20 protein-coding genes are annotated in these 24,834 nt (G+C 72.2%); 12 read left to right on the forward strand and 8 right to left on the reverse strand.

The window, feature by feature from the left end; all coding sequences use genetic code 11:
• Positions 1-113 precede the first annotated feature (113 nt).
• On the forward strand, positions 114-1,310 hold the full coding sequence (gene rnd / locus ACLIBK_RS03435; protein WP_415385820.1) for a ribonuclease D: 1,197 nt from the start codon (positions 114-116) through the stop codon (positions 1,308-1,310).
• A gap of 388 nt (positions 1,311-1,698) precedes the next feature.
• Complete coding sequence (locus ACLIBK_RS03440; protein ID WP_415385821.1) at positions 1,699-3,090, forward strand: MFS transporter; 1,392 nt, start codon at positions 1,699-1,701, stop codon at positions 3,088-3,090.
• Between the two features lie 280 nt (positions 3,091-3,370).
• Here the strand turns inward: ACLIBK_RS03440 and ACLIBK_RS03445 are convergent, their stop codons facing one another.
• From ACLIBK_RS03445 to ACLIBK_RS03460, 4 genes are all read right to left on the reverse strand, one after another.
• Positions 3,371-4,543, reverse strand: a complete 1,173-nt coding sequence (locus ACLIBK_RS03445; RefSeq protein ID WP_415385822.1) for an enolase C-terminal domain-like protein — start codon at positions 4,541-4,543, stop codon at positions 3,371-3,373.
• A 194-nt stretch (positions 4,544-4,737) separates the two neighbouring features.
• Positions 4,738-5,739: a Bug family tripartite tricarboxylate transporter substrate binding protein gene (locus tag ACLIBK_RS03450; RefSeq protein WP_415385823.1), complete on the reverse strand. Its 1,002-nt coding sequence runs from the start codon at positions 5,737-5,739 to the stop codon at positions 4,738-4,740.
• Positions 5,740-5,835: 96 nt separating this feature from the next.
• The gene (locus tag ACLIBK_RS03455; RefSeq protein ID WP_415385824.1) at positions 5,836-6,831 is read right to left on the reverse strand and encodes a cyclase family protein; all 996 of its coding nucleotides are present in this window, start codon (positions 6,829-6,831) and stop codon (positions 5,836-5,838) included.
• A 3-nt stretch (positions 6,832-6,834) separates the two neighbouring features.
• A complete protein-coding gene (locus tag ACLIBK_RS03460; RefSeq protein WP_415385825.1) occupies positions 6,835-7,566 on the reverse strand; it encodes a TetR/AcrR family transcriptional regulator in 732 nt (243 codons plus the stop codon).
• A 151-nt stretch (positions 7,567-7,717) separates the two neighbouring features.
• On the opposite strand from ACLIBK_RS03460, the gene ACLIBK_RS03465 reads away from it, so the two are divergent.
• The 10 genes from ACLIBK_RS03465 (at position 7,718) to ACLIBK_RS03510 (ending at position 18,062) form a co-directional block, all read left to right on the forward strand.
• On the forward strand, positions 7,718-8,599 hold the full coding sequence (locus ACLIBK_RS03465; protein WP_415385826.1) for a 3-keto-5-aminohexanoate cleavage protein: 882 nt from the start codon (positions 7,718-7,720) through the stop codon (positions 8,597-8,599).
• A 72-nt stretch (positions 8,600-8,671) separates the two neighbouring features.
• Complete coding sequence (locus ACLIBK_RS03470) at positions 8,672-9,853, forward strand: alpha/beta hydrolase family protein (RefSeq protein WP_415385827.1); 1,182 nt, start codon at positions 8,672-8,674, stop codon at positions 9,851-9,853.
• Positions 9,850-10,857, forward strand: a complete 1,008-nt coding sequence (locus ACLIBK_RS03475) for a Bug family tripartite tricarboxylate transporter substrate binding protein (protein ID WP_415385828.1) — start codon at positions 9,850-9,852, stop codon at positions 10,855-10,857. The genes ACLIBK_RS03470 and ACLIBK_RS03475 overlap by 4 nt, the downstream gene beginning before the upstream one ends.
• 156 nt (positions 10,858-11,013) lie before the next feature.
• A complete protein-coding gene (locus ACLIBK_RS03480) occupies positions 11,014-12,015 on the forward strand; it encodes a Bug family tripartite tricarboxylate transporter substrate binding protein (RefSeq protein WP_415385829.1) in 1,002 nt (333 codons plus the stop codon).
• A 22-nt stretch (positions 12,016-12,037) separates the two neighbouring features.
• On the forward strand, positions 12,038-13,276 hold the full coding sequence (locus tag ACLIBK_RS03485; RefSeq protein WP_415385830.1) for an LVIVD repeat-containing protein: 1,239 nt from the start codon (positions 12,038-12,040) through the stop codon (positions 13,274-13,276).
• Positions 13,277-14,323 (forward strand): CobW family GTP-binding protein, encoded by a 1,047-nt coding sequence (locus ACLIBK_RS03490; RefSeq protein ID WP_415385831.1) that lies wholly within the window; start codon positions 13,277-13,279, stop codon positions 14,321-14,323.
• Positions 14,320-15,408: an amidohydrolase family protein gene (locus tag ACLIBK_RS03495; protein ID WP_415385832.1), complete on the forward strand. Its 1,089-nt coding sequence runs from the start codon at positions 14,320-14,322 to the stop codon at positions 15,406-15,408. The genes ACLIBK_RS03490 and ACLIBK_RS03495 overlap by 4 nt, the downstream gene beginning before the upstream one ends.
• A 73-nt stretch (positions 15,409-15,481) precedes the next feature.
• A complete protein-coding gene (locus ACLIBK_RS03500; protein WP_415385833.1) occupies positions 15,482-16,327 on the forward strand; it encodes a fumarylacetoacetate hydrolase family protein in 846 nt (281 codons plus the stop codon).
• Entirely contained in the window at positions 16,324-17,205 is an 882-nt protein-coding gene (locus ACLIBK_RS03505; protein ID WP_415385834.1) for a polysaccharide deacetylase family protein, read from the forward strand. The genes ACLIBK_RS03500 and ACLIBK_RS03505 overlap by 4 nt, the downstream gene beginning before the upstream one ends.
• Positions 17,202-18,062 (forward strand): HpcH/HpaI aldolase/citrate lyase family protein, encoded by an 861-nt coding sequence (locus ACLIBK_RS03510; RefSeq protein WP_415385835.1) that lies wholly within the window; start codon positions 17,202-17,204, stop codon positions 18,060-18,062. The genes ACLIBK_RS03505 and ACLIBK_RS03510 overlap by 4 nt, the downstream gene beginning before the upstream one ends.
• Before the next feature lie 114 nt (positions 18,063-18,176).
• Here ACLIBK_RS03510 and ACLIBK_RS03515 read toward each other — a convergent pair whose 3' ends face one another.
• The 4 genes from ACLIBK_RS03515 to ACLIBK_RS03530 all read right to left on the reverse strand — a co-directional run bounded on the left by ACLIBK_RS03515 (position 18,177) and on the right by ACLIBK_RS03530 (position 24,820).
• Positions 18,177-19,859, reverse strand: coding sequence for an FAD-dependent oxidoreductase (locus ACLIBK_RS03515; RefSeq protein WP_415385836.1), 1,683 nt, complete (start codon positions 19,857-19,859; stop codon positions 18,177-18,179).
• A 153-nt stretch (positions 19,860-20,012) separates the two neighbouring features.
• Positions 20,013-20,933: a fumarylacetoacetate hydrolase family protein gene (locus tag ACLIBK_RS03520; RefSeq protein ID WP_415385837.1), complete on the reverse strand. Its 921-nt coding sequence runs from the start codon at positions 20,931-20,933 to the stop codon at positions 20,013-20,015.
• 42 nt (positions 20,934-20,975) lie between these two features.
• Positions 20,976-22,724, reverse strand: a complete 1,749-nt coding sequence (locus ACLIBK_RS03525) for a hydantoinase B/oxoprolinase family protein (RefSeq protein ID WP_415385838.1) — start codon at positions 22,722-22,724, stop codon at positions 20,976-20,978.
• The gene (locus ACLIBK_RS03530) at positions 22,721-24,820 is read right to left on the reverse strand and encodes a hydantoinase/oxoprolinase family protein (RefSeq protein ID WP_415385839.1); all 2,100 of its coding nucleotides are present in this window, start codon (positions 24,818-24,820) and stop codon (positions 22,721-22,723) included. The genes ACLIBK_RS03525 and ACLIBK_RS03530 overlap by 4 nt, the downstream gene beginning before the upstream one ends.
• Between the last annotated feature and the right edge of the window lie 14 nt (positions 24,821-24,834).

Consider the following 24,834-nt stretch of genomic DNA (forward strand, 5'->3'; position numbering starts at 1 on the left):
GCCGGGATGCCGCGCCCCAGCCATGCGGCGCGATACCCGGGAACCCGGAAGGGGGCACCGGACGCAGGGTGCCACGGTTTCCGGCCCGCGGCGATCTGCTCTAGAAGCGCCGGATGAACCGCCGCTCCCCGGTCTCCGATCCCGATCCGGTGCTGATCACCGACAGTGCGTCCCTGGCCGCCCTCTGCGCCCGGCTGCGCGAGGAACCCTTCGTGACCGTGGACACGGAGTTCATGCGCGAGCGGACCTACTGGCCCGAACTCTGCGTGGTGCAGCTCGGCAGCGAGCGGGACGTGGCCGTGGTGGACGCCCTGGCCCCCGAGCTCGACCTCGCGCCCCTGGGCGAGTTGCTGGCCGACCCGTCCGTGCTCAAGGTGTTCCACGCCGCCCGGCAGGACGTGGAGATCTTCCTGCTGCGCTTCGGCGACACGCCGCGGCCCATGTTCGACACCCAGGTCGCGGCCATGGTGGCGGGGTTCGGCGACCAGGCCTCCTATGACAGCCTCGTGCGCGGGCTGGCGGGGGCCAGCATCGACAAGGCGCACCGCTTCAGCGACTGGGCCGCGCGGCCGCTCTCCCCCGCCCAGATCGCCTATGCCGCCGCCGACGTGACCCATCTGCGGCGGGTCTATCTCGCCCTGAAGGAACGGCTGGAAAGCGAGAACCGGCTGGACTGGGTGGCCGAGGAGATGGGGGCGCTCACCACCCCCGCGACCTATCGCACCGACCCGGACACCGTGTGGGAACGGCTCCGCCCGCGCACCAACAACCGCCGCTTCCTGGCCGCCCTGCGCGCCGCCGCCGCCTGGCGGGAACGCGAGGCGCAGCGGGTCAATGTGCCCCGCCAGCGCCTGGTGCGCGACGAGAGCCTGCTGGAGATCGCGGCCACCATGCCGCAGGACGCCGCCGCCCTGGCCCGGGCGCGCGGCGTGTCGGAAGGCTTCGCGCGCGGCAAATCCGGGGCCGGGCTGATCGCCGCCCTGGCCGAGGCGCGCGAACTGCCGGACGACGCCCTGCCCGAGCTGCCCCGGGAACGCTCCGGCCCCAACCCTTCCCCGGCCCTGGTGGCGCTGCTCAAGGTGCTGCTGGCCGCCAAGGCGGAGGAGCACGGCGTCGCCGCCAAGCTGCTGGCCAATGGCGAGGAGCTGGACCGCCTCGCGGCCGGCGAGAGCGACGGGTTGTCGGTGCTGACGGGCTGGCGGCGCCGGGTCTTCGGGGAGGATGCGCTGGCGCTGCGCTCCGGCCGGCTCGCCCTGGGCGTGCAGGGCAAGCGGGTGCGGCTGATCCCCACCGGCCAGGACCCGCGCTGAGCGGGCCACCAGCCCCTCCTCCACGCCGGAGGCCGCGACCCGCGCCGCCATCTCGGGGTCGGGCCGCGGCAAGCTTTGCGCCCCGCGGGCATGAGGGGCGCAGGCGCCGGGTCCCGGGGCCAGGATGGCGGTGCCGGTGCGGAGCGTCCGACCGCGGCGCTCCGGAGGCTGCCTGGCCGGCGCGACGGCGGTTGTTCCTTGCCGACGGAACGGGACCGCGCAACCCGTCGGGCCGCGGCCGACCTGGCCGCACCGAAGACCGGCCCCGCCCCCGTTGGCGGGCTCCGTCCCCCTGCGGCATGCTCGGCACGCGCTACGCCGGAGGGGTCGGGGGAATGGTTCAGGGCTTCGCCAGGGAAATGGGCCCGGCACGGGGGCGCGCGCCCGCATGAACCGCGTCGCCCTGCTGGTCGCCGCCACCCTGTTCATGGAGTTCCTGGACGGCACGGTGATCGTCACCGCGCTGCCCCAGATGGCGCAGTCGCTGAACACCACGGCGGTGGACCTCCATGCCGGCATCTCCGCCTATCTGCTGACGGTGGCGGTGTTCATCCTGCCCAGCGGCTGGCTGGCGACCCGCTTCGGGGCGCGGCCGGTGTTCACCGCCGCCATCCTGCTGTTCACCGCCAGCTCCGTGCTGTGCGGCCTGGCGAACTCGGTGGAGAGCTTCATCGCCGCGCGCGTGCTGCAGGGCGTGGGCGGCGCCATGATGGTGCCGGTCGGGCGCCTGGTGGTGCTGCGCACCACCGCCAAGCAGGACCTGATGCGCGCCATGGCGGTGCTGACCTGGCCCGCGCTCACCGCGCCGATCCTCGGCCCGCCGCTGGGCGGCTTCATCGCCGAGTACGCGTCCTGGCGCTGGATCTTCCTGATCAACGTGCCGATCGGCCTGGTGGGCACGCTGCTCGCCTGGCGCATGATCCCGGAGATCGCGCGGCAGCCGCGCAAGCCCTTCGACGGGCTGGGCTTCCTGCTCGGTGCGCTCCTGTGCATCGGCGCCATGCTCAGCCTCGACCTGCTGGGCAGCGGCGAGGATTCGTCGTGGCGCCTGGGTCTGCTGGTTCTCGGCACGGTGGCGCTGGGCTTCGCGCTGCGGCATCACCTGCGCCGGCATCCTCACCCGCTGATCGACTTTTCCGCCCTGCAGGTCGCGACCTTCCGGATCACCTTTCTGGGCGGCACGGCGATGCGGGTGCTGATCAGCACCATGCCCTTCCTGCTGCCGCTGTTCTTCCAGCTGGGCTTCGGGCTGGACCCCTTCCATGCCGGGCTGCTCGTGCTGCCGCTGTTTATCGGCAACATCGGCATGAAGCCGCTGACCTCGCCGATCCTGCGTCGCTGGGGCTTCCGCACCGTGCTGGTGGCGAACGGGCTGGTGCAGGCCGCCACCATGCTGGGCTGCGTCGCCCTGTCCCCCGCCATGCCGGTGCCGGCCATCGTGGCCCTGCTGGTGGTCTCCGGCGCATCGCGGTCGCTGCAGTTCACCGCGCTCAACACCCTGGCCTTCGCGGACGTGCCGGAGCCCTGGATGCCCGGGGCCAACACGCTGTTCAGCATCGCCTTCCAGTTCGGCCTCGGCTTCGGCGTCGCGGTGGGCGCGGTGTCGCTGCGGCTGTCCGGCCTGGCCACCGGGCACTGGGACGGGACGCCGGGGCTGGAGGATTTCCACGTCGCCTTCGCGGCCCTGGCGATCCTGACCGTGGCCGCGGCGCTGGACGGGCTGAGGCTGGCGCGGGAAGCCGGGCATGTCGTGTCCGGCCGTCCGGCGCCGGGCCGCTAGGGGCCGCTGCGGTTCGCGCCCGGGCACACGACCGAAGCGGTGCTTCGCCTTACTTCCTTACTCTCTTACTTTCTTACCGGCGGCTGCCTCAGAACGCCCGTTCTCGGAAAATAATCCTACAACTTCAAGGGGCTGGCCGTCAAGCCCGGCGTCGCCTGTGACAGCTTCTGCGATTCCTGCCACTTCCGGCGCTTTCTGCCATTTGGGGCGTTTTCTGCCACTCTGGCCACGGCCGCCGTGGGGCCGTGCCGCAACCGTTTCCGCCTTGCGCGGGTCGGGTCTAGGCCAGTTCGGGAACCAGGTCCCGCATCACGGCGAAGAGCGCCGCCTGCCCCTCGAAGCCGATGCCCGGTCGGTCGGGCAGTTTCAGCCAGCCATCCTCCACCCGGGCATCGTCGGCATAGCCGGCGAAGGCGCCGAAGACCCCGGGATAGCTCTCGCAGCCGCCCAGCCCGAGCCCGCCCACCGCCGCCAGCGACATCTGGTTGCCGCCATGCGGGAAGACCTGAGAGCGGGAGAAGCCGTCGCGCTCCGCTTCCGCCACCATGCCGGCGAAGGTGGCGAGGCCGAAGGCCTGCGGCGGGTCCACCTGCAGCACGTCGCGGTCCGGCCGCAGCCCGCCGAAGCGGATGATGTTGCGCAGGTCCTGCGGCGCGTAGAGGTTCTCGCCGGTGCCGAGCGCCGGGCCGTAGGCGGCCGCGACCTCCGCGTAGAGCGCGTAGTCGTGCGGTGGGGCCGGTTCCTCGAACCAGCGCAGGCCGTAGGGCGCCAGCATGGCGGCATAGGCCAGGGCGCGCTCCCGGTCGAAGGCGCCGTTGGCGTCCACGGCCAAGCATGACGGGTCGCCGAGCACGGCCAGCGCACCCTCGATGCGGCGCTGGTCCTCAGCCACCGGCAGGCCGCCGACCTTGATCTTGACCATGCGGTAGCCGTCGCCGCGATGGCGGCGGAGCTCCTCCTGGAGTTCCGCCACGCCCTCACCCGGCCGGTACCAGCCGCCGCCGACATAGCACTGCACGCGGGTGGCGGGCGTGCCGACGCCGTACCGGCGCGCCAGTAGGGCGTGCAGCGGCAGGCCCCGCGCCTTGGCCGCGGCGTCCCAGAGCGCCGTCTCAATCGTGCCGACCGGGACGGAACGCTCGGCGTCGCCGCCGGGCTTTTCGCGCTTCAGCATGACGGCCAGCGTCCGCTCGGGGTCGATCACCCCCTCATCGTCGAGCAGGCTGTCCGGCGCGGCCGCCAGGAGGCGCGGAATGAAGCGCGCCCGCATCGGCGCGCCGCAGGCGTAGCGGCCCGTGGAGTTGAAGGCGAAGCCCACCACGGGCCGCCCCTCGACCACGCGGTCCGTGACCACCGCCACCACGGAGGAGGTCATTTCCCCGAAGTCGAAGGCCGCGTTGCGCATGGCGGAGGCCACGGGCACGGCCTTCTCGCGGATGTCCAGGATGCGCATTGGCCGTCCTTCCTGTTGGGTCACCGGACCCTTTTGCGGCTTGCTGAGGAAAGCAAGCCGGGGGGAAGTATCCCCCCGGACCCCCTTCTATTTTCGGGAGTTTTCGGGTGCGCCGCTGGGACCGGTGGCTCTTTTACTCCCGAAAAAAGGAGGGGGTCCGGGGGAGTTCACTCCCCCGGCCTTCCCCGCCCCCTTCAGTCCGCCTTGACGCCCGACCGGGTGATGACGTCGCGCCACATCGGCACTTCCTCCGCGATGCGCTTGGCCAGGGCGTCCTGCCCGCCCGCCAGCACGGCGAAGCCGGATTCCTGCAGGCGCTGCCGCATCGCCGGCTGCGCCAGCACGGCCAGCGTGTCGCGCGTCAGCCGGTCCACGATGGGCTTGGGCGTGCCGGCCGGGGCGAGCAGCGCCTGGAAGGTTTCCGACACCAGCCCGGACACGCCGGCTTCCTCGGCCGTGGGCACGTCCGGCAGGTCCGGCCAGCGCTGCGCGCCGGTCACGGCCAGGCCGCGCAGCGCCCCCGCCTTCACCTGCGGCTGCGCCGGCGGCAGGGCGGTGGAAGCGACCGGCACGGTGCCGGACAGGATGGCCTGGATCGCCGGCCCGGCGCCGTTGAAGGGCACGTGCAGGATGTCCACCCCGGCGCGCAGCTTCAGCAGCTCGCCCGCCAGGTGCGGCGTGGTGCCGCTGCCCGGGCTGGCGTAGCTGAGCGTGCCCGGCGCCGCCTTGGCCTTGGCGACGAGGTCCCCCAGCGAGGTGATGCCGGAGGCCGGGTTGGCCAGGATGATGTTGGGCGAGGTGCCGAGCTCGGCCACCGGCGCGAAGTCGCGGAAGGCGTCGTAGGGCACGTTGGAGTAGAGGCTGGGATTCACGACATAGGCGGAGGAGGTGATCAGCAGCGTGTAGCCGTCGGGCGTCGAGCGCGCCGTGGCGGCGATGCCGATATTGCCGCCCGCGCCGGCGCGGTTCTCCACCACCACGGGCTGACCGAGCGCGGCCGAGAGCGGCACACTGAGCAGGCGGGCGATGATGTCCGTGGGCCCGCCGGGCGCGAAGTTCACGATGATGCGCAGCGGGCGGTCGGGATAGGCGCCCTGGGCGCGGGCAATGAAGGGCATCGCCAGCCCCGTTCCCGCCAGCGCGGCGAGGAGCGTGCGGCGGTCGGGGCCGCCGAGGCGCGAGCGGTTGGGGGGCATGGTTCCTCCAGGGTTCTTCGGTTCGTTTCCGCGGGACGGGGCCCGCGACGCATCCCGTGCCGCCCCCAAGCCGGGGCGGCACGGTTCATCCTGCCGTCAGCGGATCGCCAGCGGGTTAACCGGCGAGCCCACGGCGCCGGTGATGGGCAGCGACGGGGCGACGAACATGAAGTCGTAGGTCTTCTCGGCGTCGCAGTCCTTGGCCAGCTCGTCGAGCTTGAAGATCTCGCCCATGGTCAGGCCCATGATCGGGATGCAGATCCAGTGCCAGGGCTGGTTGGCCTCGTCGCTCTCGTTGGGGCGGACCTCGATGCCCCAGGTGTCGCTGGCCACCGCCGCGACTTCCTTGTTCTGCAGCCAGTCCAGCGTTTCGAAGGCCAGGCCGGGGGCGTCGCCGCCGGGATAGTCGTCCCAGTTCCCCTCGGCCATCTTCATCTCCATCTGGCCGGTGCGGAACAGCAGGTAGTCGCCGCGGCCGACCTGCACGCCCTGGCCCACCGCCGTGTCTTCCAGCATCTGCGAGGTAATGGCGAAGCCGGGGGGCAGGAACTCCATCTTCAGGTGGCGCGCCACGTCCAGCAGCACGCCGCGGCCGACGAACTTCTCCTTGGTCTTCTCCATGCCGGCCTTGGCGGCGCCGAAGGAGGAGACTTCGCGGCAATCGTAGCCGTTCCACATGTGGTCGCCGTAGAAGATGTGGCCCAGGCCGTCCCAGTGCGTCGCGGCCTGCAGCGGCAGCAGCACGAGGTCGTCGGCGGAGCGGATGCCGCGCTTGTCCAGCACGCCGGAATACGCGTCCGTACCGGTGCGCAGCATGGTGTGCACGGGGTTGAAGCGGCCCACGGGCGGGAACTTGGTGCGGCCGCCCTGCGGCCCCTTGTTGTCCAGGTTCAGCGCCAGCGAGAACACCTTGCCCTTCCGCACCAGGCCGGCGGCGCGGACGATGTCGTCGGGCTGCACGTGGTTCAGCGTGCCGATCTCGTCGTCGGGACCCCAGCGGCCCCAGTTCTTCAGCCGCTCGGCGGCCTCGTGCACGGCGGAGATCGGCAGCTTGGGCCGGGTGCCGTCGGCGGTGTTCTCGTAATCGGCCATGGATCAGGCGTCTCCTTGGTGGTTCGGGATGCTGCGCGGGCCGGCGGACGCGGGGGCCGCCAAAGGGGCAGAACGGAAACCGGCAGCGACGAAGGGGATCAGGTTGCGCAGCGCCTGTTGCAGGTCGCCGGGGTCGCAGGACCCGTGGGTGAGCGACTGGATGCGGCCGTTGTTGGCCATGGTGTAGACCATGGTGCCGAGCAGGAAGTGGAAGCGCCATTCCACCTCCGCCCGCGGCAGGTCGGGCAACGCCGCAGCGATGGCGTCCAGGAAGCGGCCGCTGGACTGGTCGAAGGCGCGCTGCAGGATGCGCCCCGCCATGGCCTCCGTCTCGGCGGCCAATCGCGCGCGCAGCCGCACGAAGGCCGCGCCGCCCAGCGCCGGCTCCACGCCCAGGGTGAAGGCCGGGCGCAGGAAGGCGTCCAGCAGCTGTTCCAGCAGCGGCGGGCGGCCCGGTTCGTCCCGGCATTCCCCCAGCAGCCGCAGCCGGGCTTCGGCGATGGGCTGCGCGCGCGTTTCGAACAGCGCTTCCAGCAGCCCTTCCTTGGAGCCGAAATGGTAGTTCACGGCGGCGAGGTTGACGCCCGCTTCCGCGGTGATGGCGCGCAGCCCCACCGCGGCCAGCCCGCGTTCGGCGAACAGCCAGGCGGCCGCCGCCAGGATGCGCTCGCGCGACGAGGGCCCGGCTTCCGGGCCGGGCTTGTCACTCTCATCCCTGGGTTTGGCGCCCTGCACCACTCGAAGCCTTGACTTGCCCAATCTCGCGTGACACTCAAACGATCGTTCGAATGAAACAGTTGTTGGGCATGGCCGTCAAGGGCAGCGCCGCGGACCGGGGCGAAACCCCGGCGCGCCGCCCCTGGCGCGGAACACACGGAGAAGGCGGATGGCGAAGAAGACGATCCTGACGGTGGCCGTCACCGGCAACATCACCACGGTGCAGCAGCATCCCGGCCTGCCCTGCACGCCCGAGCAGATCGCGACCGCCGCGATCGAATCCGCCAAGGCCGGCGCCGCCGTCGCGCATATCCACGTCCGCTACGAGGATGGCCGCCCCAGCATGGAGCTGGAGCATTACCGCGAGGTGATGCAGCGCATCCGCGATTCCGGCACCGACCTGATCATCAACCTGACCACCGGCCCCGGGCAGCGTTTCATCCCCAGCGAGGATGACCCGAGCAAGGCCGCGCCCGGCACCACGCTGATGCACCCGCTGAAGCGCGTGGAGCACATCGTCGCGCTGAAGCCCGAGATCTGCACGCTCGACCTCAACACGATGTTCGCGGGCTCCTCCGTGGTGATCAACACGCCCAAGAACGTCAAGGTGATGGCGCAGGCGATGCGCGAGGCCGGCTCCAAGCCGGAGCTGGAGGTCTTCGACAGCGGCGACATCCACCTCGCGCATGCGCTGCTGGCCGACGGCACGCTGGACGCGCCGCCGCTGTTCCAGATCGTGATGGGCATCCGCTACGGCTTCGACACCACGCTGCAAACGCTGGCCTACGCGCATTCGCTGCTGCCCAAGGACGCGATGTGGGCGGCCTTCGGCATCGGGCGGTGGGAATTCCCCGCCGTGGCGCAGGCCTGGGCGCTGGGCGGCCACGTGCGCGTCGGGCTGGAGGACAACATCTACATCCGCAAGGGCGAGCTGGCGAAGAACAACGCCCAGCTCTGCGAGAAGGCCGCGCGCATCGTGGACGACATGGGCGGCGAGCTCGCCACCCCGGCCGAGGCGCGCGCCATCCTGGGGCTGCGCGCCGCCGCCTGACGGATGGCGCATGCGTGATGCGGGACCGGCGACTCAACGCCGGCCCGCTCGTCCTGGGAGGAAGCCTGAGCCTTGTTCGAGTATTTTCCGGACTATTACCCCTGGAGCCTCGCGGTGATGTCCGCGATGAACCGTGGCGGCCACATCTCCGAAGTGGACGAGGCCTGCCGCCCGCTGCGCGATCTGCCGGACAAGAAGGGTCCGGCAGCCCAGGACGCCTGGCTCACGAGTTGGGCGCGGATGGCGGAGCGGGTGGAACGCCTCGGGCAGGCCGATGAGGAAGCGGGACACCCGCTCTCCGCCGGCCGGAAATACCTGCGTGCCGGGCTCTACGGGCTGCTGGCCGAGCGCATGCCGAGCCACCACCACCCGCGGCGCCTCGCGGTGTATCGGCGCGCCATCGACAGTTTCGCGCGCGGCATGCTGTGCCGCGGCGACGACGTGGAGCTGGTGGAGGTGCCCTTCGGCGAGCACCGGCTGCCGGCGATCTTTTCCCGCGCGCCCGGCGGAGGCCGCGCGCCCTGCCTGGTGCATTTCGACGGGCTCGATCTCACCAAGGAGATCATCTACGCCGCCGTGGCCGAGGAATACCGCCGCCGCGGCGTGTCGCTGCTGATCGTGGACCATCCCGGCGTGGGCGCGGCGCTGCGGCTGCTGAACCTGCCGGCCGTGCCGGAAGCCGAGCTCTGGGCCGGCGCCTGCGTCGACTACCTGGAAACCCGCGACGACGTGGATGCCGGGCGCGTCGGCATCGCGGCGCTGAGCCTGGGCGGCTATTACGCCCCGCGCGCCGCGGCCTTCGAGAAGCGCCTGCGCTGCTGCGTCGCCTGGGGCGCCATCTACGATTACGGCGCCGCGGTGGCGGACCGGCTGGGCGGCACGGGCGAGCCTTCGGTGCCCGGCTTCGCCGAGCACCTGGGCTGGGTGCTGAACACGCCGACGATCGAGGAAACCCGCGCGGTGGCCGCCCGCATGACGCTGGAGGGCGTGGCCGAGCACATCACCTGCCCGCTGCTGGTGGTGCATGGCGAGAACGACCGGCAGATCCCGCTCTGGCACGCCGAGCGGACGGTGGAGCGCGCGGTGAACGCGCCGGAGCGAGAGTTGCGCATTTTCCGGCGGGCCGATGGCGGCGCGGAACACTGCGGCGCCGACAACGGCACGCTGGTGGTGGACTGCATGGCGGACTGGGTGGCCACGAAGCTGGGCGCGAACCCGGCCGGGGCGCGCCCCAACGGGAGGAAGCGGACATGACCGACACCCTGATCGCACGGCGGAGGCTGCTGGCCGCCGCCGCGGCCCTGCCCCTGGCGCCTGCCGCCTGGGCGCAGCCGGCCGCGCCGGACAACGACCCCTACCCCAGCCGCCCCATCCGGGTGATCGTGCCCTTCGCGCCCGGCGGGCCGCTGGACGTGCTCGGCCGTCCGCTGGCGGAGCGCATGGGCGCCTCGCTAGGCGTGTCGATGGTGCTGGACAACCGGGCCGGCGCCAACGGCGTGATCGGTTCCGACGTGGTGGCGAAGTCGCGCCCCGACGGCTACACGCTGCTGCTGCACACCAGCGCCTTCACCGGCAATATCGGCATCGGCATGCGCATGCCGCACGACCCGATGCGCGACTTCGCGCCCGTGACGGAGATCGCCGGCAGCTACGGCCTGGTGCTGGTGGTGCGCCCCGACAGCCCGATCCGCGACGTGGCCGACCTCGTGCGCCGTGCCCAGGCGGCGCCGGGCACGCTGAGCTACGGCATGGCGGGGGTGGGCAACATCACCCACATCGCCGGCGAGCTTTTCAAGCAGGAAGCCAAGGTGGACATCATCACCGTGCCGTTCCGCGGCTCCGCGCCGGCGGTGACGGATGTGATGGCAGGCAACGTGTCCATGACCTTCGCCTCGCTGCCCACGGTGATCGGGCAGATCAAGGAAGGGCAGCTGCGCCCGATCGTGTTCACCGGCCCGCAGCGCGCGCCCGTGCTGCCCGAGGTGCCGACGCTGCGGGAGGTCGGCTACCCGGAATTCGACGTCACCAGCTGGTACGGCATCTGGGCCCCCACCGGCACCCCGGCCGACCGGGTGGAGAAGCTGCAGCGCGAGATCGCCAAGGCGCTGCAAACGCCGGAGATGAAGCGCGTGCTGGACGAGATCGCGCTGATCCCGGTGGCCTCCACCCCGGCCGAGTTCGCGACCTTCCTGCAGCGCGACGTGGAGCGCCAGATCACCGTGGCCAAGCGGCTGGGCCTGGAGCCCCCGACGAACTGATCCGACCGCTGCGCCGTCGCCGACGGCGCATCATCGCGGGTGTCACGCCCGATCGAACCCACGGCCGGGCGGGCCTCTCCGCCACGGCCGCACCGTGAGGTCCGGCGGCCGCCGCCCGACCCGGACCGCTACGGGTCGCCGAGGGAGGAGAAGAGAATGGCCGGAAACCCCATCGCGAAGCGGACCCTGCTCGCGGGTCTTGCCGCGGCACCCTGGGTGCGATCCGCCGCGGCGCAGCCCGCAGGCGCCGAAGCTTTCCCCAGCCGCCCGATCCGGATGGTGGTCCCCTACGCCGCCGGCGGGCCGCTGGACGTGCTGGGACGCCCCCTGGCCGAGCGGCTGCGCCAGTCCCTGGGCGTGCCCGTGGTGCTGGACAACCGCGTCGGCGGCGGCGGCATCGTGGGGCAGGACATCGTCGCCAAGGCGCCGCCCGACGGCTACACGCTGCTGCTGCAATCGGCGGCGCTGACCGCCAATATCGGCCTGGGCGTGCGGATGCCGCACGACCCGCTGCGCGACCTGGCGCCCGTCACGCGCATCGCCGACACCTACGGGCTGGTGCTGGTGGTGCGGCCCGACCGCCCCTGGCGCGACGTGGCGGCGGTGGTGCAGGCGGCGCGCGCCCGCCCGGGCGAGATGAGCTACGGCATGTCCGGCTTCGGCAACACCACCCACCTGTCGGGCGAGCTGTTCAAGCTGGAAGCCGGGATCGACCTGATCACCGTGCCCTATCGCGGCACCGGCATCTCCGTCACCGAGGTGATCGCCGGCAACGTGGACATGACCTTCGCCTCGCTGCCCACGGTGATCGGGCAGATCCGCGACGGCGAGCTGCGCCCGCTGGTGTTCACCGGCCCGCACCGCGCCCCCGTGCTGCCCGACGTGCCCACCATGCGCGAGGCCGGATACCCCGAAGCCGAGCTGGCCAGCTGGTACGCCTTCTGGGTCACCGCGGGCACGCCGCCGGACCGCATCCTGCGCCTGCAGGCCGAAACTGCCCGCGCCCTGGAAGCACCGGAGGTGAAGCGTGTGCTGGACGACACCGCCCTGCTCGCGGTCGCCTCGACGCCGGACGATTTCGCGACCTTCCTGCGGCGCGACGTGGAGCGGCAGACCAGCATCGCCAAGCGCCTGAACCTGCAAACGCCCATCAACTGACCGCCCGAAGGAGCCAGCCCGAGTGAGCATGACCCGCGCCGATGCCGATCCCTCCGCCATCTGGAACTTCCGGCTGCTGTCGCACCACGAGCTGAACGGCTTCGGCGGCATGGGCGAAGGGCTGTCGATCCAGATCGCCAAGGATGGCCGCCGCATCCTCTGGAGCGCGCATGAGAGCGCGCCCAAGAACTTCACCGGCATCGACGTGACGGACCCGCGCGCGCTCAAGGTGGTGGTGCAGACCTCGCTGCCGCAGCAGCACATGCGCTCCAACTCGCTGGAGGTGGTGGGCGACACCATGGTGGTGGCCTACCAGACGCAGCAGGTCGGGCAGCAGCCCGCGGGCTTCGAGATCTTCGACATCTCCCGCCCGGAGGAGCCGCGCTCCGTGGCCTTCTTCGACGCCTCGGGGCCGCATTCGCGCGGCGTGCACCAGCTGTGGTTCTGCGACGGCGAATACGTCCACATGGCCGCGGGTGCGGCGGACTTCCAGCCGCGCAACCCCAAGGACCACCAGTGCTACCGCACGGTGGATATCCGCGACCCCACCCGTCCCCGCGAGGTCGGCCGCTGGTGGCTGCCCGGCACGCGCGAGGGCGACGCCGCGCCGCCGCCGGAACGGCACGGCGGCCGGTGGGATTCCGGCTTCCGGGCGCACAACACCAACGTGTATCCGCAGCGGCCGGACCGCGCCTATCTCGGCTACCTCGATGCCGGGATGATCGTGCTGGACATTGCCGACAAGGCGAACCCCAAGGTGGTGTCGCGCTGGGACAACTCGCCGCCCTATTACGGCTTCACCCACACCGTGCTGCCGCTGTTCGAGCGCGACCTGCTGGTGGTGACCGACGAGAGCACGGTGGATGGCGGCGCGGACTGGCCCAAGATGATCTGGATGGTGGACAACCGCGACGAAACGCGGCCCGTACCGATCTCCACCTGCCCGATGCCGGACGTGGCGGCCTATGCCAAGCGCGGCGGCCGCTGCGGCGCGCACAACCTGCATGAGAACGTGCCGCTGCCGACCTCCTGGTTCTCCGACCAGGTGGTGATCGGCACCTTCTTCAACGGCGGGCTGCGCGCCTTCGACATTTCCGACCCGTACCGCCCGTCGGAGATCGCGCATTTCGTGCCCGCCGCGCCGCGCAACGCGCCCACGGGGGCGATCCAGATCAACGACGTCTTCGTGGACGAGCGCGGCATCGTCTACACCGTGGACCGGCATCTCGGCGGCCTCTACGTGCTCGAGATGGACTTCTGATTGCTGCCGCCCTTCGGCCACGGGGACCAGCCCTTCGGGCGGCGGCAGCGCCGGCCGCGCGGGGCGCGCGTGCCCGTCACGGTGGTGACGGGCTTCCTGGGTGCGGGCAAGACCACGCTGATCCGCCACTTCCTCGATCAGCCCGAGGGCGCCGGCACGGCGGTGGTGGTGAACGAGTTCGGTGAGGTCGGCATCGACCAGGCCCTGCTGGCCCCTTCCGCCGAGAGGGTGGTGCTGCTGGGCAATGGCTGCCTGTGCTGCACCGCGCGGTCGGGGCTGGACACCACCTTCCGCGACCTGCTGGCGGCGCGACACCGCGGCGACGTCCCGCCCTTCCAGCGCGTGGTGCTGGAAACCAGCGGCGCCGACGACCCCGCGCCGATCCTGGGCAGCTTCCTCAGCGACCGCGCCCTGGCGCGGGAATACCACCTGCAGGCCGTGGTGGCGGCGGTGGACCTCGCCACCGGGGCGGCGTCGCTGGCGGGGGCGCCGGAAGCGCGGCGGCAGGTCGCGGTGGCCGACCGCATCGTGCTGACCAAGGGCGACCTGGCGCCGCCCGGCGGCGAGGCGTCGCTGCGCGCGGTGCTGCGCGGGCTGAACCCGCGCGCGCCGGTGACGCTGGCCGGAAACGGCGTCGCGCCGCCGGCGCTGCTGCTGGAGGAAAGCCCGCTGGCGCCGGCCGGGTTCCTGGTGGCGGACGACGCCGCGCCGCACGGGGGGGAGCTGGCGAGCTTTACCCTGGTGCTGGAGCATCCCCTGCCCTGGACCGCGCTGACCGCGGCGCTGGGGCTGCTGTGCGAGCTGCGCGGCGCCGACCTGCTGCGGGTCAAGGGCATCGTCGCGGTGCGGGAATGCCGCGGCCCCGTGGTGGTGCACGCCGTGCAGCACATCCTGCATCGCCCGCTGGAGCTGGAAGCCTGGCCCGATGCCGACCGCCGCTCGCGGCTGGTGTTCATCACCCGCGGGCTGCAGCGGCAGCCCGTGCTCGACCTGTTCCGGGCGGTGGCCGGCCTCGCCGCGCCCGACACCATCCAGGAGACGCCATGAGCGACACCGTCACCCCGCCCGCCGCGGGCGAGAACCGCTACGGCCCGTCCGCCGCCCGCCCGCCGCGCCCGCCCGGCCCGCCGCCGCGGCCGACGGACCGGGTGATCGACATCCATTCCCACATCGCCGTGCCGGAAGCGGCGGCGCTGGCGGGGCCGCACCTCGACCCGTCGCAGGCGCCGCTGTTCCGCTTCGCCACCCCGGACTCCCGCGCCCTGAACCGCAAGCAGGAGGGCGACCGCCGCGCGGTCTCGACGCAGGTCGAGCCGCGGCTGGCGGAGCTGGACGCGATGGGCATCGACCTGCAGGCGATCAAGGCGCCGCCGGGCCAGTGCTACTACACCCTGCCGCTGGAGGTGGCGGTGCCCGCCACGCGCATGGTCAACGACGGCATCGCGGAGTTCGCGGCGCGGCGGCCGGACCGTTTCCTCGGCCTGGGCGGCGTGCCGATGCAGGATGCGGGCGAGGCGGTGCGCGAGCTGGAGCGCTGCCTCGGCCCGCTCGGCTTCAAGGGCGTGCAGATCCTGACCAACGTTGCCGGGCGGGAACTCTCCGACCCGGACTTCGCCCCCTTCTGGGAAGCGGCGGAGCGGCTGGACGCGCTGGTGGTGATCCACCCGGCCGGCTTCACCGACGGTGCGCGGATGCAGCGCTTCTACGGCAACAACGTGCTGGGCAACCCGCTGGACACCACGCTGGCGCTGTACAACCTGATCATGGACGGCGTGCTGGAACGGCACCCGCGCCTGAAGATCCTGGCCGTGCATGGCGGCGGCTTCCTGCCCGCCTATAGCGGCCGCATGGACCACACCTGGGGCGCCCGCGGCGACGCGCACGCCGGGCTGCCGCGCCCGCCCAGCACCTACCTGCGGCAGGTCTTCCTGGACACGGTGGTGTTCACCGCGCACCAGCTGGAATACCTCGTGCGGGTGTTCGGGGCCGACCGGGTGATGCTGGGCACGGACTACCCCTTCGACATGGCGGAATACGACCCGCTCGGGCATCTCGCGGCCGTGGATTCCTTCGACGACGCCACGCGCGCGGCCATCGCCGGCGGCAACGCGGCGAAGCTGCTGGGCCTATAGCGCTGTTCGCGCGAAGCGGGCACAGGGGCGGTCGGCCGCTGCGCGCCGCTTCGATACAGATGAGGAGAAGTGCATGAGGATCGTCGCCTTCCGCTCCGGCGGGGAACACCGCTTCGGGCTCTGCCGCGGTGACGAGGTCCGGGAGATCGCCGGGGAGGCCGGGCGCTCGACGGCCGCGCTGTTCGCCGCCCTGGCCGCCGGGGAGCCGCCCACGGCCGGTGAGGCGCGTCCGCTGTCCGCGGTGGAGCTGCTGATGCCGGTCCCGAACCCGGGCAAGGTGATCTGCATCGGCCTGAACTACGTCGACCACGCCAAGGAAGGCGGCAACCCGATCCCGGACTACCCGGCGGTGTTCCTGCGCGTGAACTCCTCGCTGGTCGGTCCCGACCAGCCGATCCTGCGCCCCGCGGCTTCCGACAAGCTGGACTACGAGGCGGAGCTGGCGATCATCATCGGCAGCACCGCGCGCGCGGTGAGCGAGGACGCGGCGCTGGCGCATGTCGGTGCCTATTCCTGCTTCAACGACGGCTCGCTGCGCGACTACCAGCGCAAGTCGGCGCAATGGACCATGGGCAAGAACTTCGACGCGACCGGCGCCTTCGGCCCGTGGATGGTGACGCCCGAGGAACTGCCGCCGGGGGCCGCGCCGCTGCGTATCACCACGACGCTGAACGGGCAGGTGCTGCAGGACGGCAACACCGGCAACATGATCTTCTCCGTGGCGAAGACCGTCGCCATCCTGTCGGAGGTGATGACGCTGGAGCCCGGCGACGTGATCATCACCGGCACGCCGGCCGGCGTCGGCTACCCGCGCAAGCCGCCGATCTTCATGCGGCCCGGCGACGTGTGCGAGGTGGAGGTCGAGGGCATCGGCGTGCTCCGCAGCCCGATCGCCGACGCGCCGGGTGCTGCGGCGTGAGCGAGGGCGGCAGCGTCCAGCGCCTGGGACCGGGCTTCCGCTGGCCCGGCGGCGCCCGCGTGGGGGTGATCTTCAACATCGCCTATGAGGGCTGGTCGGAGGGCCAGGTCCCCGGCATCGGCCCGATGGGCAACCCGCTGAAGCCCGGCTTCTTCGACGCCAACGCGGCGTCCTGGGGGCTCTACGGGCCGACGCGCGGCATCTGGCGGGCACTGGAAACCGCGGCGCGCCACGGCATCCGCACCAGCGTGATGACCAACGGCGTGCTGGCGGAGACGTGGCCGGACACGGTGCGCGCCATCCATCGCGGCGGGCACGAGGTGATTGCGCATTCCTACGGCATGGACGTGATCCCCGTGTACCTGGACGAGTCCGGGCAGCGGGAGAACATCCGCCGCACTACCGGCCTCATCGCCGATCTGACCGGCACCGCGCCCACCGGCTGGATCAGCCCGCGCGGCACCGGCAGCGCCATCCACGCGCGGCTGCTGGCCGAGGCCGGGTACGGCCACCACGGCGACTGCAACGACGACGACCTGCCCTACCTGCTGCGCGAGGGCGAGCGCGAGATCGTGGCGATCCCGCTGACCATGGACGTCAACGACCTGCCCAGCGCCATCCGCTACGGCAACAACGCCCGCGCCATGCTGGAACAGTTCGTCGACGCTTTCGCCGCCATGCGGGAGCGGGAAACCCGTCCCGTGATGCTGGACGTGACCATCCACACCCACGTCTACGGCCGCCCCGCCGGGCACTGGGTGTTCGACGAGATCATGCGGCAGGTGAAGGCGGCCGACGACGTCTGGGTCGGCACGCGGGAGGACGCGGCGCAGGCGCTGCGGGCGTCCCGCGCGGCGCTGACGGACAGCGGCCTGTGACGCACCGCCGGCGCCGCAGTGCCCTCTACATGCCCGGCAACAACGCCCGGGCGATCGAGAAGGCACGCGGCCTCGACACCGACGCCGTGATCCTCGACCTGGAGGATGCCGTGGCGCCGGCGGCCAAGGATGCCGCGCGGCAGCAGGTCTGCGACGCGGTGCGCGCGGGCGGCTTCGGGTCGCGCGAGGTGGTGATCCGCGTCAACGCCCTGGATACGCCCTGGGGCCTGGACGACCTCGCCGCGGCCGCCGCGGCGGGGCCGGACGCGGTGCTGCTGCCCAAGGTGCAGCGGCCCGCGGATATCCTGGCCGCGACGCGGCAGCTGGATGCGGCGGGAGCATCGCCGGCCCTGCGCCTCTGGGCCATGATGGAAACGCCGCGGGCGATGCTGGAAGCGCTGCCCATCGCCGATGCGGCGCAGCAGCCGGGCGCGCGGCTGGCCGTGCTGGTGATGGGGCTGAACGATTTGGCCAAGGAGTTGCGGACGCGGGTCACCCCCGACCGCGCGGCGCTGCTGCCCTGGGTCGCCACCTGCCTAGCCGCCGCGCGGGCCAACGGACTCGCCATCCTCGACGGCGTGTTCAACGCGGTGAACGCCCCGGAGGCGTTCCGGGCGGAGTGCCAGCAGGGCCGCGACCTCGGCCTGGACGGCAAGACGCTGATCCACCCCAGCCAAGTGGCGCCGTGCAACGCCGTATTCGCTCCCACGGCGGAGGAACTGGACTGGGCCCGCGCGGTGGTGGCCGCCTTTGCCGACCCGGCGCAGGCCGCGGCCGGCGTGCTGCAGCTCGACGGGCGCATGGTGGAACGCCTGCACCTGGAGATGGCGGAGCGCATCCTCGGCCTGGAGGGCTGAGAACAGGAAGCCGGGGGGAAGTATCCTCCCGGACCCCCTTCTGTTTTCGGGAGTTCGGGGGTGCCTTTCAGGGCACCCCCGAACTCCCGAAAGAAGGAGGGGGCCCGGGGGAGTTCACTCCCCCGGCCTTTCCTCCCCGGCCCGGCGTCCCGTCACCCGCGCCAGCACCGCTGCCGCCTCCGCCGCGTCGTTGCCGCGCCACGCCACGATCTGGTCGGGCCGGATCAGCACCAGGTCGCGCTCGTACAGGTCCCGCACGGCGTCCGACGCCACGGGGACCACGCGCAGGTCCAGCCCCGCCTCCTGCGCGGCGCGGCGGAACGGCTCCGCCCCGGCCGGCTGCGGCCCGAGTTGCAGCAGCGTCCATTCCGGCCCGAAGCTATCGAACAGGGACCGCCCCTCCCCCAGCCAAGCATGCGGCGGGCGCCCGCCCGGGCAGGCGCTGGGCTGGTAGCGGTTCATCGCGTCCGGCGGCGGCGCGGTGCCGTCGCCGGCGATGATCGGGGAACCGTCGTAGCGCCCGCCGAAGGTGATGCCGGGGATGTTGAACTCCCGCCGGGCGTGGGCTTCCAGGTGCTCGCCGGCGGCGCGGCGGGCGGCCTCGCCGGCGGGGGTCTCGTCCTCCAGCTCGGGCGGCGCGGGGACGTAGCCCAGGGAATCCGCCAGCTGCCGGGCGTAGCCGGTGTTGCGCCGCGCCAGGGGCAGGCGCTCCGCCTCGTAGCTGTCCAGCAGGGCGAGCGGCGCCCTCCCCTGCAGGACGTGGGCGAGCTTCCAGCCGAGGTTCACGGCATCCTCGACCGCCGTGTTGTAGCCGAGCCCGCCGGCGGGGGTGAACAGGTGCGCGGCATCGCCGGCCAGCAGCACCCGGCCGCGGCCGAAGCGCTCCGCCACCAGTGCGTGCCCGGCGGTCCAGGCGAGGCGCGACAGGATCTCCACCGCCACCGGCCTGCCCACGGCGCGCTCGAACATGCCGCGGGCGTCGGCCTCGGTGATGCTGTCCTCGTCCTCGCCGTCGCGCAGCTGGGTGTGGAAGGCGAATTCCGCCTGTCCGTCCACCGCCGCCATGAAGGCACGGCGGTCGCGGTTGTAGGTGACGTGCATCCAGGCCGGCGCGTGCGGCACCACGCGGTAGAAATCCGGGCAGCGCAGGTACAGCGCGTACATGCGCCCGCCCATGAAGTCGCGCGCGGTGCCGGAGGCGCCGCCGTAGCGCAGCCCGAGCCCGCCGCGCACCCGGCTACGCGGCCCGTCGGCGCCCACCAGGAAGCTGCCGCGCACCACCTGCGGCGCGCCGCCCGCCACGGGGGCCGCGGTGACGGTGACGTGGCCGCCCTCGTCGGAGAAATCGAGCAGCCGCCAGCCGTAATGCAGGATGGCCCCCGCCGCCTCCGCGTGGCGCCGCAGCACGCGCTCCACCAGCTTCTGCGACACGCGGTGCGGCAGTTCCGCCGCGCTCCAGTCGCCGGACAGGGAAGACACCGTCGTCTTGGCCTGCCGCGCGGAAGGCAGCCGGAAGCGCGCCAGCTCATGCGTGGCGAAGCGGGTGAAATAGGCGATGTCCGTGGGGTAGTCGGAGGGCAGGCCCGCCGCACGGATCTCCTCCGCGAAGCCCAGGCGGCGGTAATGCTCCATGGTGCGGGCCTGGGTGGCATTGGCCTGCGGGTTGAAGGCGGTGCCCGGCTTGTCGTCCAGCACCAGCGCGGCGATGCCGCGGCGCCCCAGCTCGATGGCCAGCATCAGGCCGCAGGGGCCACCGCCGGTGATGATCACGGCGCTCTCGGCCGGCAGCGTCGCCATGTCTTTCCTCCTGCCGGCGCCCGATGGCGCCGTCACCCGGCCAGCCACGCTGCGGGCCGGGAATCGCCAGGCCGCGGCAATGCCGGGCCAGGATGAGCCGCGGGCGCGGGTTCTGCCGGGCAGCCCCGCACCCGATGCGCTTCGCCCGCGGCGTCAGGCCATCCGGTTGGTCAGTTCGCCGATCTTCTCCACCCAGACGCGCACGACGTCGCCGGACTTGAGGAACTCGCCCCGCCCCGCGCCGACCCCGGCGGGCGTGCCGGTCAGCACCACGTCGCCGGGGTAGAGGGTGATGCGGCTGGACAGGTGCGCGATCTGCTCGGCCAGCGAGAAGATCATCTTGCCGGTGTCGCTGTCCTGCTTGAGCACGTCGTTCACCCAGCAGCGCAGCCCGAGCGCCTGCGGGTCGCCGATCTGCGAGGCCGGCACGATCCAGGGCCCCAGCGGGCAAGCGCCATCGAAGCATTTCTGGCCGATCCAGTCCGCCTTGAACAGCGAACCATCCGGCACGCCCGGCCGCGCGCCGAGGTCGCGCGCCGACAGGTCGTTGGCCGCGGTGTAGCCGGCGACGTAGTCCAGCGCGCTCTCCACGGACACGTCCTTAGCGCGGCGGCCGATCACCGCCGCGAGCTCCACCTCCCAGTCCACCTTCTTGGAAGCGTGCGGCAGCGTCACCGTGGCGTCGGGATGCGTCACGGCGCGCGACACCTTGATGAAGTGCCAGGACAGCAGCCCCTGCGAGCGCGGGTCCGGCCCGGCCGGGCGGCCGGTATTGGCCGCCATCTCCGCCACGTGGTCGGAATAGTTGGCGCCGGCGCAGTAGATGGTGGGCGGGTAGAGCAGCGGTGCCAGCAGCTCCACCTCGGCCAGCGCGCGGCCGCCGACGCCGTCGCTGTTCGCGGCGGCTTCCAGCATCGGCCGTGCGGCGTCCCAGTCCTCCATCACGTCCAGCATCGTCGCGTAATCCGACCCGCCGGCGAGCTGCGCGATCTCATGCACCCGGTCGCCCACCACTAGGCCCGCGCGCGGCTTCCCGGTTCCGCTGCGATACGTCACCAGCTTGTACTCGGCCATGAACGTCTCCCCTCCCCTTGCGATCAATTGCCGCGCCAGCGCTCAGGCCGGGGCGGCGCCAGCCATGTCACGGCGCAGCGCCGCCGTCGCGTCCGTGTCCACCGCGCCGGCTTCCGTCAGCACCACGCCGTAATGGCGCTCCATCGCCTCGCGGCTGATGTAGCCCTCGCGCAGGTCCAGCGCCACGCGCTCGGGGTCGCGTTCCAGCGCCGGGCCGAAGCCGCCGCCGCCGCCGGAGCGCACGGTGAAGGCGTCGCCGCGCGCGAGGCGGCGGGTCAGCACCTTGGCGTTGGGCAGGCCGGCGATCTCCTCGCCGCGGATACGCAGCGTGACCTGGTTGCCCGCGCCGTCCGTGCCGCCCTGCAGCCCCCAGGGCGGGCAGTTGGCGCGTTCCGTCTGCGTGCTGAAGGAGAGCGGGGCGCGCGCCTGCACCGTGCGCTCGATGCCCAGGCCGCCGCGGAAACGGCCCGGGCCGCCGGAATCCGGCCGCAGCGCCAGTTTCTCGATCAGCACGGGATACTTGCTCTCCACCTGCTCCACGGGGGCGTTGTGGGTGTCGCCGTCGTTGAGGCAGACGGTGGCGCTGACCCCGTCCTCCGTGAGCTTGGCGCCCCAGCCGCCGCCCAGCGGGCCGAAGGAGCCGATGTAGAACCGCCCGTCCTTCGGCGAAATGCCGTGGATCATGCAGGCCAGCAGGTCCGCGTGGTGGCCGGCGATGATGCGGTCCGGCATGGCCGGGGCGAGCGCGCGGAAGATCGTGTCGATCACCGTCATCGGCACGGTCATCCACCAGCGCATCGCCGCCGGACGCACGGCGCTGACCACCGTGCCGGCGGGCAGCACCACCTTCAGGGGCCGGAAGCTGCCCTGGTTGATGGGATAGTCCGAGGGCGAGGTCAGGCACTTGAAGGCCACCTCGGCGCAGGCCATCCCCGTGGTCTCGCCGGAGTTGAAGAAGCCGCGCACCTGCGGGCTGACGCCGGACAGGTCCACCGTGACCTCGTCGCCCGACACGATGACCTTCACGCGGATGGGGATGGTCTGGCCCGTGTCCACGCCGTCGTCGTCCATGAAGGCTTCCGCCTCGTAGGTTCCGTCGGGGATTTCGCGGGCGCGGGCGCGGGCCTGGGCTTCGGACTGGTCCATGATGGCGCGGATCGCAGCCAGGGTTTCCGCGCGCCCGTAGCGGTCCAGCAGTTCGCGGAAGCGGCGCTCGCCCGATGTCACGGCGGTGACCTGGGCGCGCAGGTCGCCCATGGCGCGTTCCGGCACCCGCACGTTCATGCGGATGATGTCCACCAGCATCTGGTTGACCTCGCCCGCGGACTGGTACTTCACGATGGGGATCTGAATCCCCTCGGCGTAGATATCCGTGGTCACGCCGCCCAGCGCGCCACCCACGTCCTGCCAATGCGCCATGCAGCAGGTGAAGCCGGCCAGCACGCCCTCGTGGAACACCGGCATGGTGAAGGTGAAGTGGTTGAGGTGGCTGCCGGTGAGGTAGGCGTCGTTGGTCACCAGGATATCGCCCGGCCGGATGCCATCCGGGCCGAAATGGCGGATCTTGGCGCGCACGGTTTCCGCCATGCCGCGGGTGAACATCGGCAACCCGATGCCGATGCTCACCGTGTCGCCCTCGGGCGTGAAGAGCCCGACGGTGAAGTCCAGTGCCTCGTAGATGATCATGTTGTAGGCGGTGCGGGTGAGGTTGGTCTTCATCTCCTCCGTCACCGCGAGGACCCCGTTGCGCACGATCGCGGTCAGCACCGCGTCCACGGCCGCACCGCTCATCGCCGCGCTCCCCCCAGGCGGATCACCAGGTTGGCCAATTCGTCCACCTCCAGAACGTCGCCCGGCAGCACCACGGTGGTGGACGCGTGCTCCTCCACCAGCACCGGGCCTTCGAGGCGGTTGCCGGCCAGCAGCTTGTCCCGGTCCAGCACGGGGGTGCGCACCCATCCCCCGGCCTCGGGGAAATACACGTCGCGCGCGGGGCGACGGGCTTCCGGCGGCGGTTCCGCCCCGCCCCGCTCGACGCGGTCCAGCCGGGGCTTGCGCAGCACACCGGTGACGGTGGCGCGCAGGCTGACGATCTCCGCCGGCTCCTCCGGCGCGGAGGTGCCGTAGCGCACGGCATGCACCGCGTCGAAGGCGCGCTTGATGCCGGCCCGGTCCTGTGCCGCGAAGAGCGCTTCGGGCAGTTCGATGGTGACGGCGTGTTCCTGGCCGACGTAGCGCATGTCGGCCGCCCGGGTCACCGCGACCTCCGCCGGGCGCAGGCCGCTGCGGTCCAGCGCGTCGTGGCCTTCCGCCACCATGTCCGTGAAAAGGCGCTCGATCTCGTCGAAAGGCGCCCCGTTCAGCTGCATCAGACGGGTGCGCACGAAGTCGTAGCGCAGGTCGGAGAACAGCATGCCGAAGGCGCAGAAATGCCCGGGCGAGCGCGGCACGATCAGCCGGCTCATGCCGATCTCGCGCGCCACCCCGGCCGCATGCAGCGGCCCCGCGCCGCCGTAGCCGATCAGCGAGAAGGCCGCGGCGTCCAGGCCGCGCTCCGTCGAGACGCCCTTCACCGCGTAGGACATGGCCGTGGTGGCGAGGCGCAGGATGCCCGCGGCCGCCTCCGTCACGCTCAGCCCCAGCGGCCGCGCCACGTGCCGCTCCACGGCGCGCTCAGCGGCGGCGCGGTCCAGCCGCATCTCGCCGCCCAGGAAGCTTTCGGCGCCCAGCCGCCCGAGCACCAGGTTGGCGTCGGTGACGGTGGGCCGTTCCCCGCCACGGCCGTAGCAGGCCGGGCCGGGCACTGCGCCGGCACTCTGCGGCCCGACGGTGAGGGCGCCGCCCTCCGCCACGCCCGCGATGGAGCCGCCGCCCGTGCCGACCTCGAAGATGTCGATCAGCGGGATCTGCACGGGCAGCGCCTCGGCGTAGCCGCCCACCAGCGCCGTGGTGCGGGTCAGCGCCTCGCCGCCGTGGATCACGCCGGCCTTGGCGGTGGTGCCGCCCATGTCGAAGGCGATGGCGTCTTCCAGGCCCAGCTCGTGGCACAGCGCCCGCGCGCCGATCACCCCGGCGGCCGGGCCGGATTCCAGCATGCGCACGCATTGCACCTGCGCCTGCGCGGATTCGTAGAGGCCGCCGGTGGACTGCACCAGCAGGAAGGCGCCGTTGAACGCCGCCTCCTTCAGGTGCCGGTCGATGCCGGACACGTAGTCGCGCACGCGCGGGCCGATGAAGGCATTGGCCGCCACCGTTGAGCAGCGCTCGAACTCCCGGTATTCCTGCGACAACTCGTGCGAGGCGGACACGAAGGCGCCCGGCAGCCGCCCCTGCACGATGGCCTTGACCCGCTGCTCATGCGTCGGGTCGCGGTAGGAGTGCAGCAGCATGATCGCCACCGCCTCGATGCCCAACGCTTCCAGTTGGTCGCAGACGGCGTGCACGCCGGCCTCGTCCAGCGGGCGATGGATCTCGCCATCGGCGGTGACGCGCTCACCCATCTCGAAGCGCAGGGAGCGCGGCACCAGCGGCACGTGCTTGCGGAAGAACAGGTTGTAGGCGTCCGGCCGGTTGATGCGGCCGATCTCGTAGATGTCCCGGAACCCTTCCGTGACCAGCAGGGCGGTGCGGGCGCCGCTGCGCTCCAGCAGGGCGTTGATCGCCACGGTGGAGCCGTGCAGGAACACCTCGGCGTCGCGAAAGCGCGTGCCGGCCTTGTCCACCCCGGCGGAGATGCCTTCCACCAGGGCGCCGGGCGTGGAGAGCGACTTGCCGAACAGCAGCCGCCCCGTTCCCTCCTCCAGCGCCGCGACGTCGGTGAAGGTGCCGCCGATATCGGCCGCGAGGCGTGTGGGCGCGGCGCCGGAAGCGTCGGGGTATTCCGTCATGTCCTGTCCGTGCT

Origin of the sequence: Roseomonas sp. BN140053 (genome assembly GCF_047690175.1) — a bacterium.
GTDB lineage: Bacteria > Pseudomonadota > Alphaproteobacteria > Acetobacterales > Acetobacteraceae > Roseomonas.

Coding starts and splice junctions, on each gene's coding strand:
- rnd (WP_415385820.1), top strand. CDS start 114: ATGAACCGCCGCTCCCCGGTCTCCGATCCCGATCCGGTGCTGATCACC.
- ACLIBK_RS03440 (WP_415385821.1), top strand. CDS start 1,699: ATGAACCGCGTCGCCCTGCTGGTCGCCGCCACCCTGTTCATGGAGTTC.
- ACLIBK_RS03445 (WP_415385822.1), bottom strand. CDS start 4,543: ATGCGCATCCTGGACATCCGCGAGAAGGCCGTGCCCGTGGCCTCCGCC.
- ACLIBK_RS03450 (WP_415385823.1), bottom strand. CDS start 5,739: ATGCCCCCCAACCGCTCGCGCCTCGGCGGCCCCGACCGCCGCACGCTC.
- ACLIBK_RS03455 (WP_415385824.1), bottom strand. CDS start 6,831: ATGGCCGATTACGAGAACACCGCCGACGGCACCCGGCCCAAGCTGCCG.
- ACLIBK_RS03465 (WP_415385826.1), top strand. CDS start 7,718: ATGGCGAAGAAGACGATCCTGACGGTGGCCGTCACCGGCAACATCACC.
- ACLIBK_RS03475 (WP_415385828.1), top strand. CDS start 9,850: ATGACCGACACCCTGATCGCACGGCGGAGGCTGCTGGCCGCCGCCGCG.
- ACLIBK_RS03480 (WP_415385829.1), top strand. CDS start 11,014: ATGGCCGGAAACCCCATCGCGAAGCGGACCCTGCTCGCGGGTCTTGCC.
- ACLIBK_RS03495 (WP_415385832.1), top strand. CDS start 14,320: ATGAGCGACACCGTCACCCCGCCCGCCGCGGGCGAGAACCGCTACGGC.
- ACLIBK_RS03500 (WP_415385833.1), top strand. CDS start 15,482: ATGAGGATCGTCGCCTTCCGCTCCGGCGGGGAACACCGCTTCGGGCTC.
- ACLIBK_RS03515 (WP_415385836.1), bottom strand. CDS start 19,859: ATGGCGACGCTGCCGGCCGAGAGCGCCGTGATCATCACCGGCGGTGGC.
- ACLIBK_RS03520 (WP_415385837.1), bottom strand. CDS start 20,933: ATGGCCGAGTACAAGCTGGTGACGTATCGCAGCGGAACCGGGAAGCCG.
- ACLIBK_RS03525 (WP_415385838.1), bottom strand. CDS start 22,724: ATGAGCGGTGCGGCCGTGGACGCGGTGCTGACCGCGATCGTGCGCAAC.
- ACLIBK_RS03530 (WP_415385839.1), bottom strand. CDS start 24,820: ATGACGGAATACCCCGACGCTTCCGGCGCCGCGCCCACACGCCTCGCG.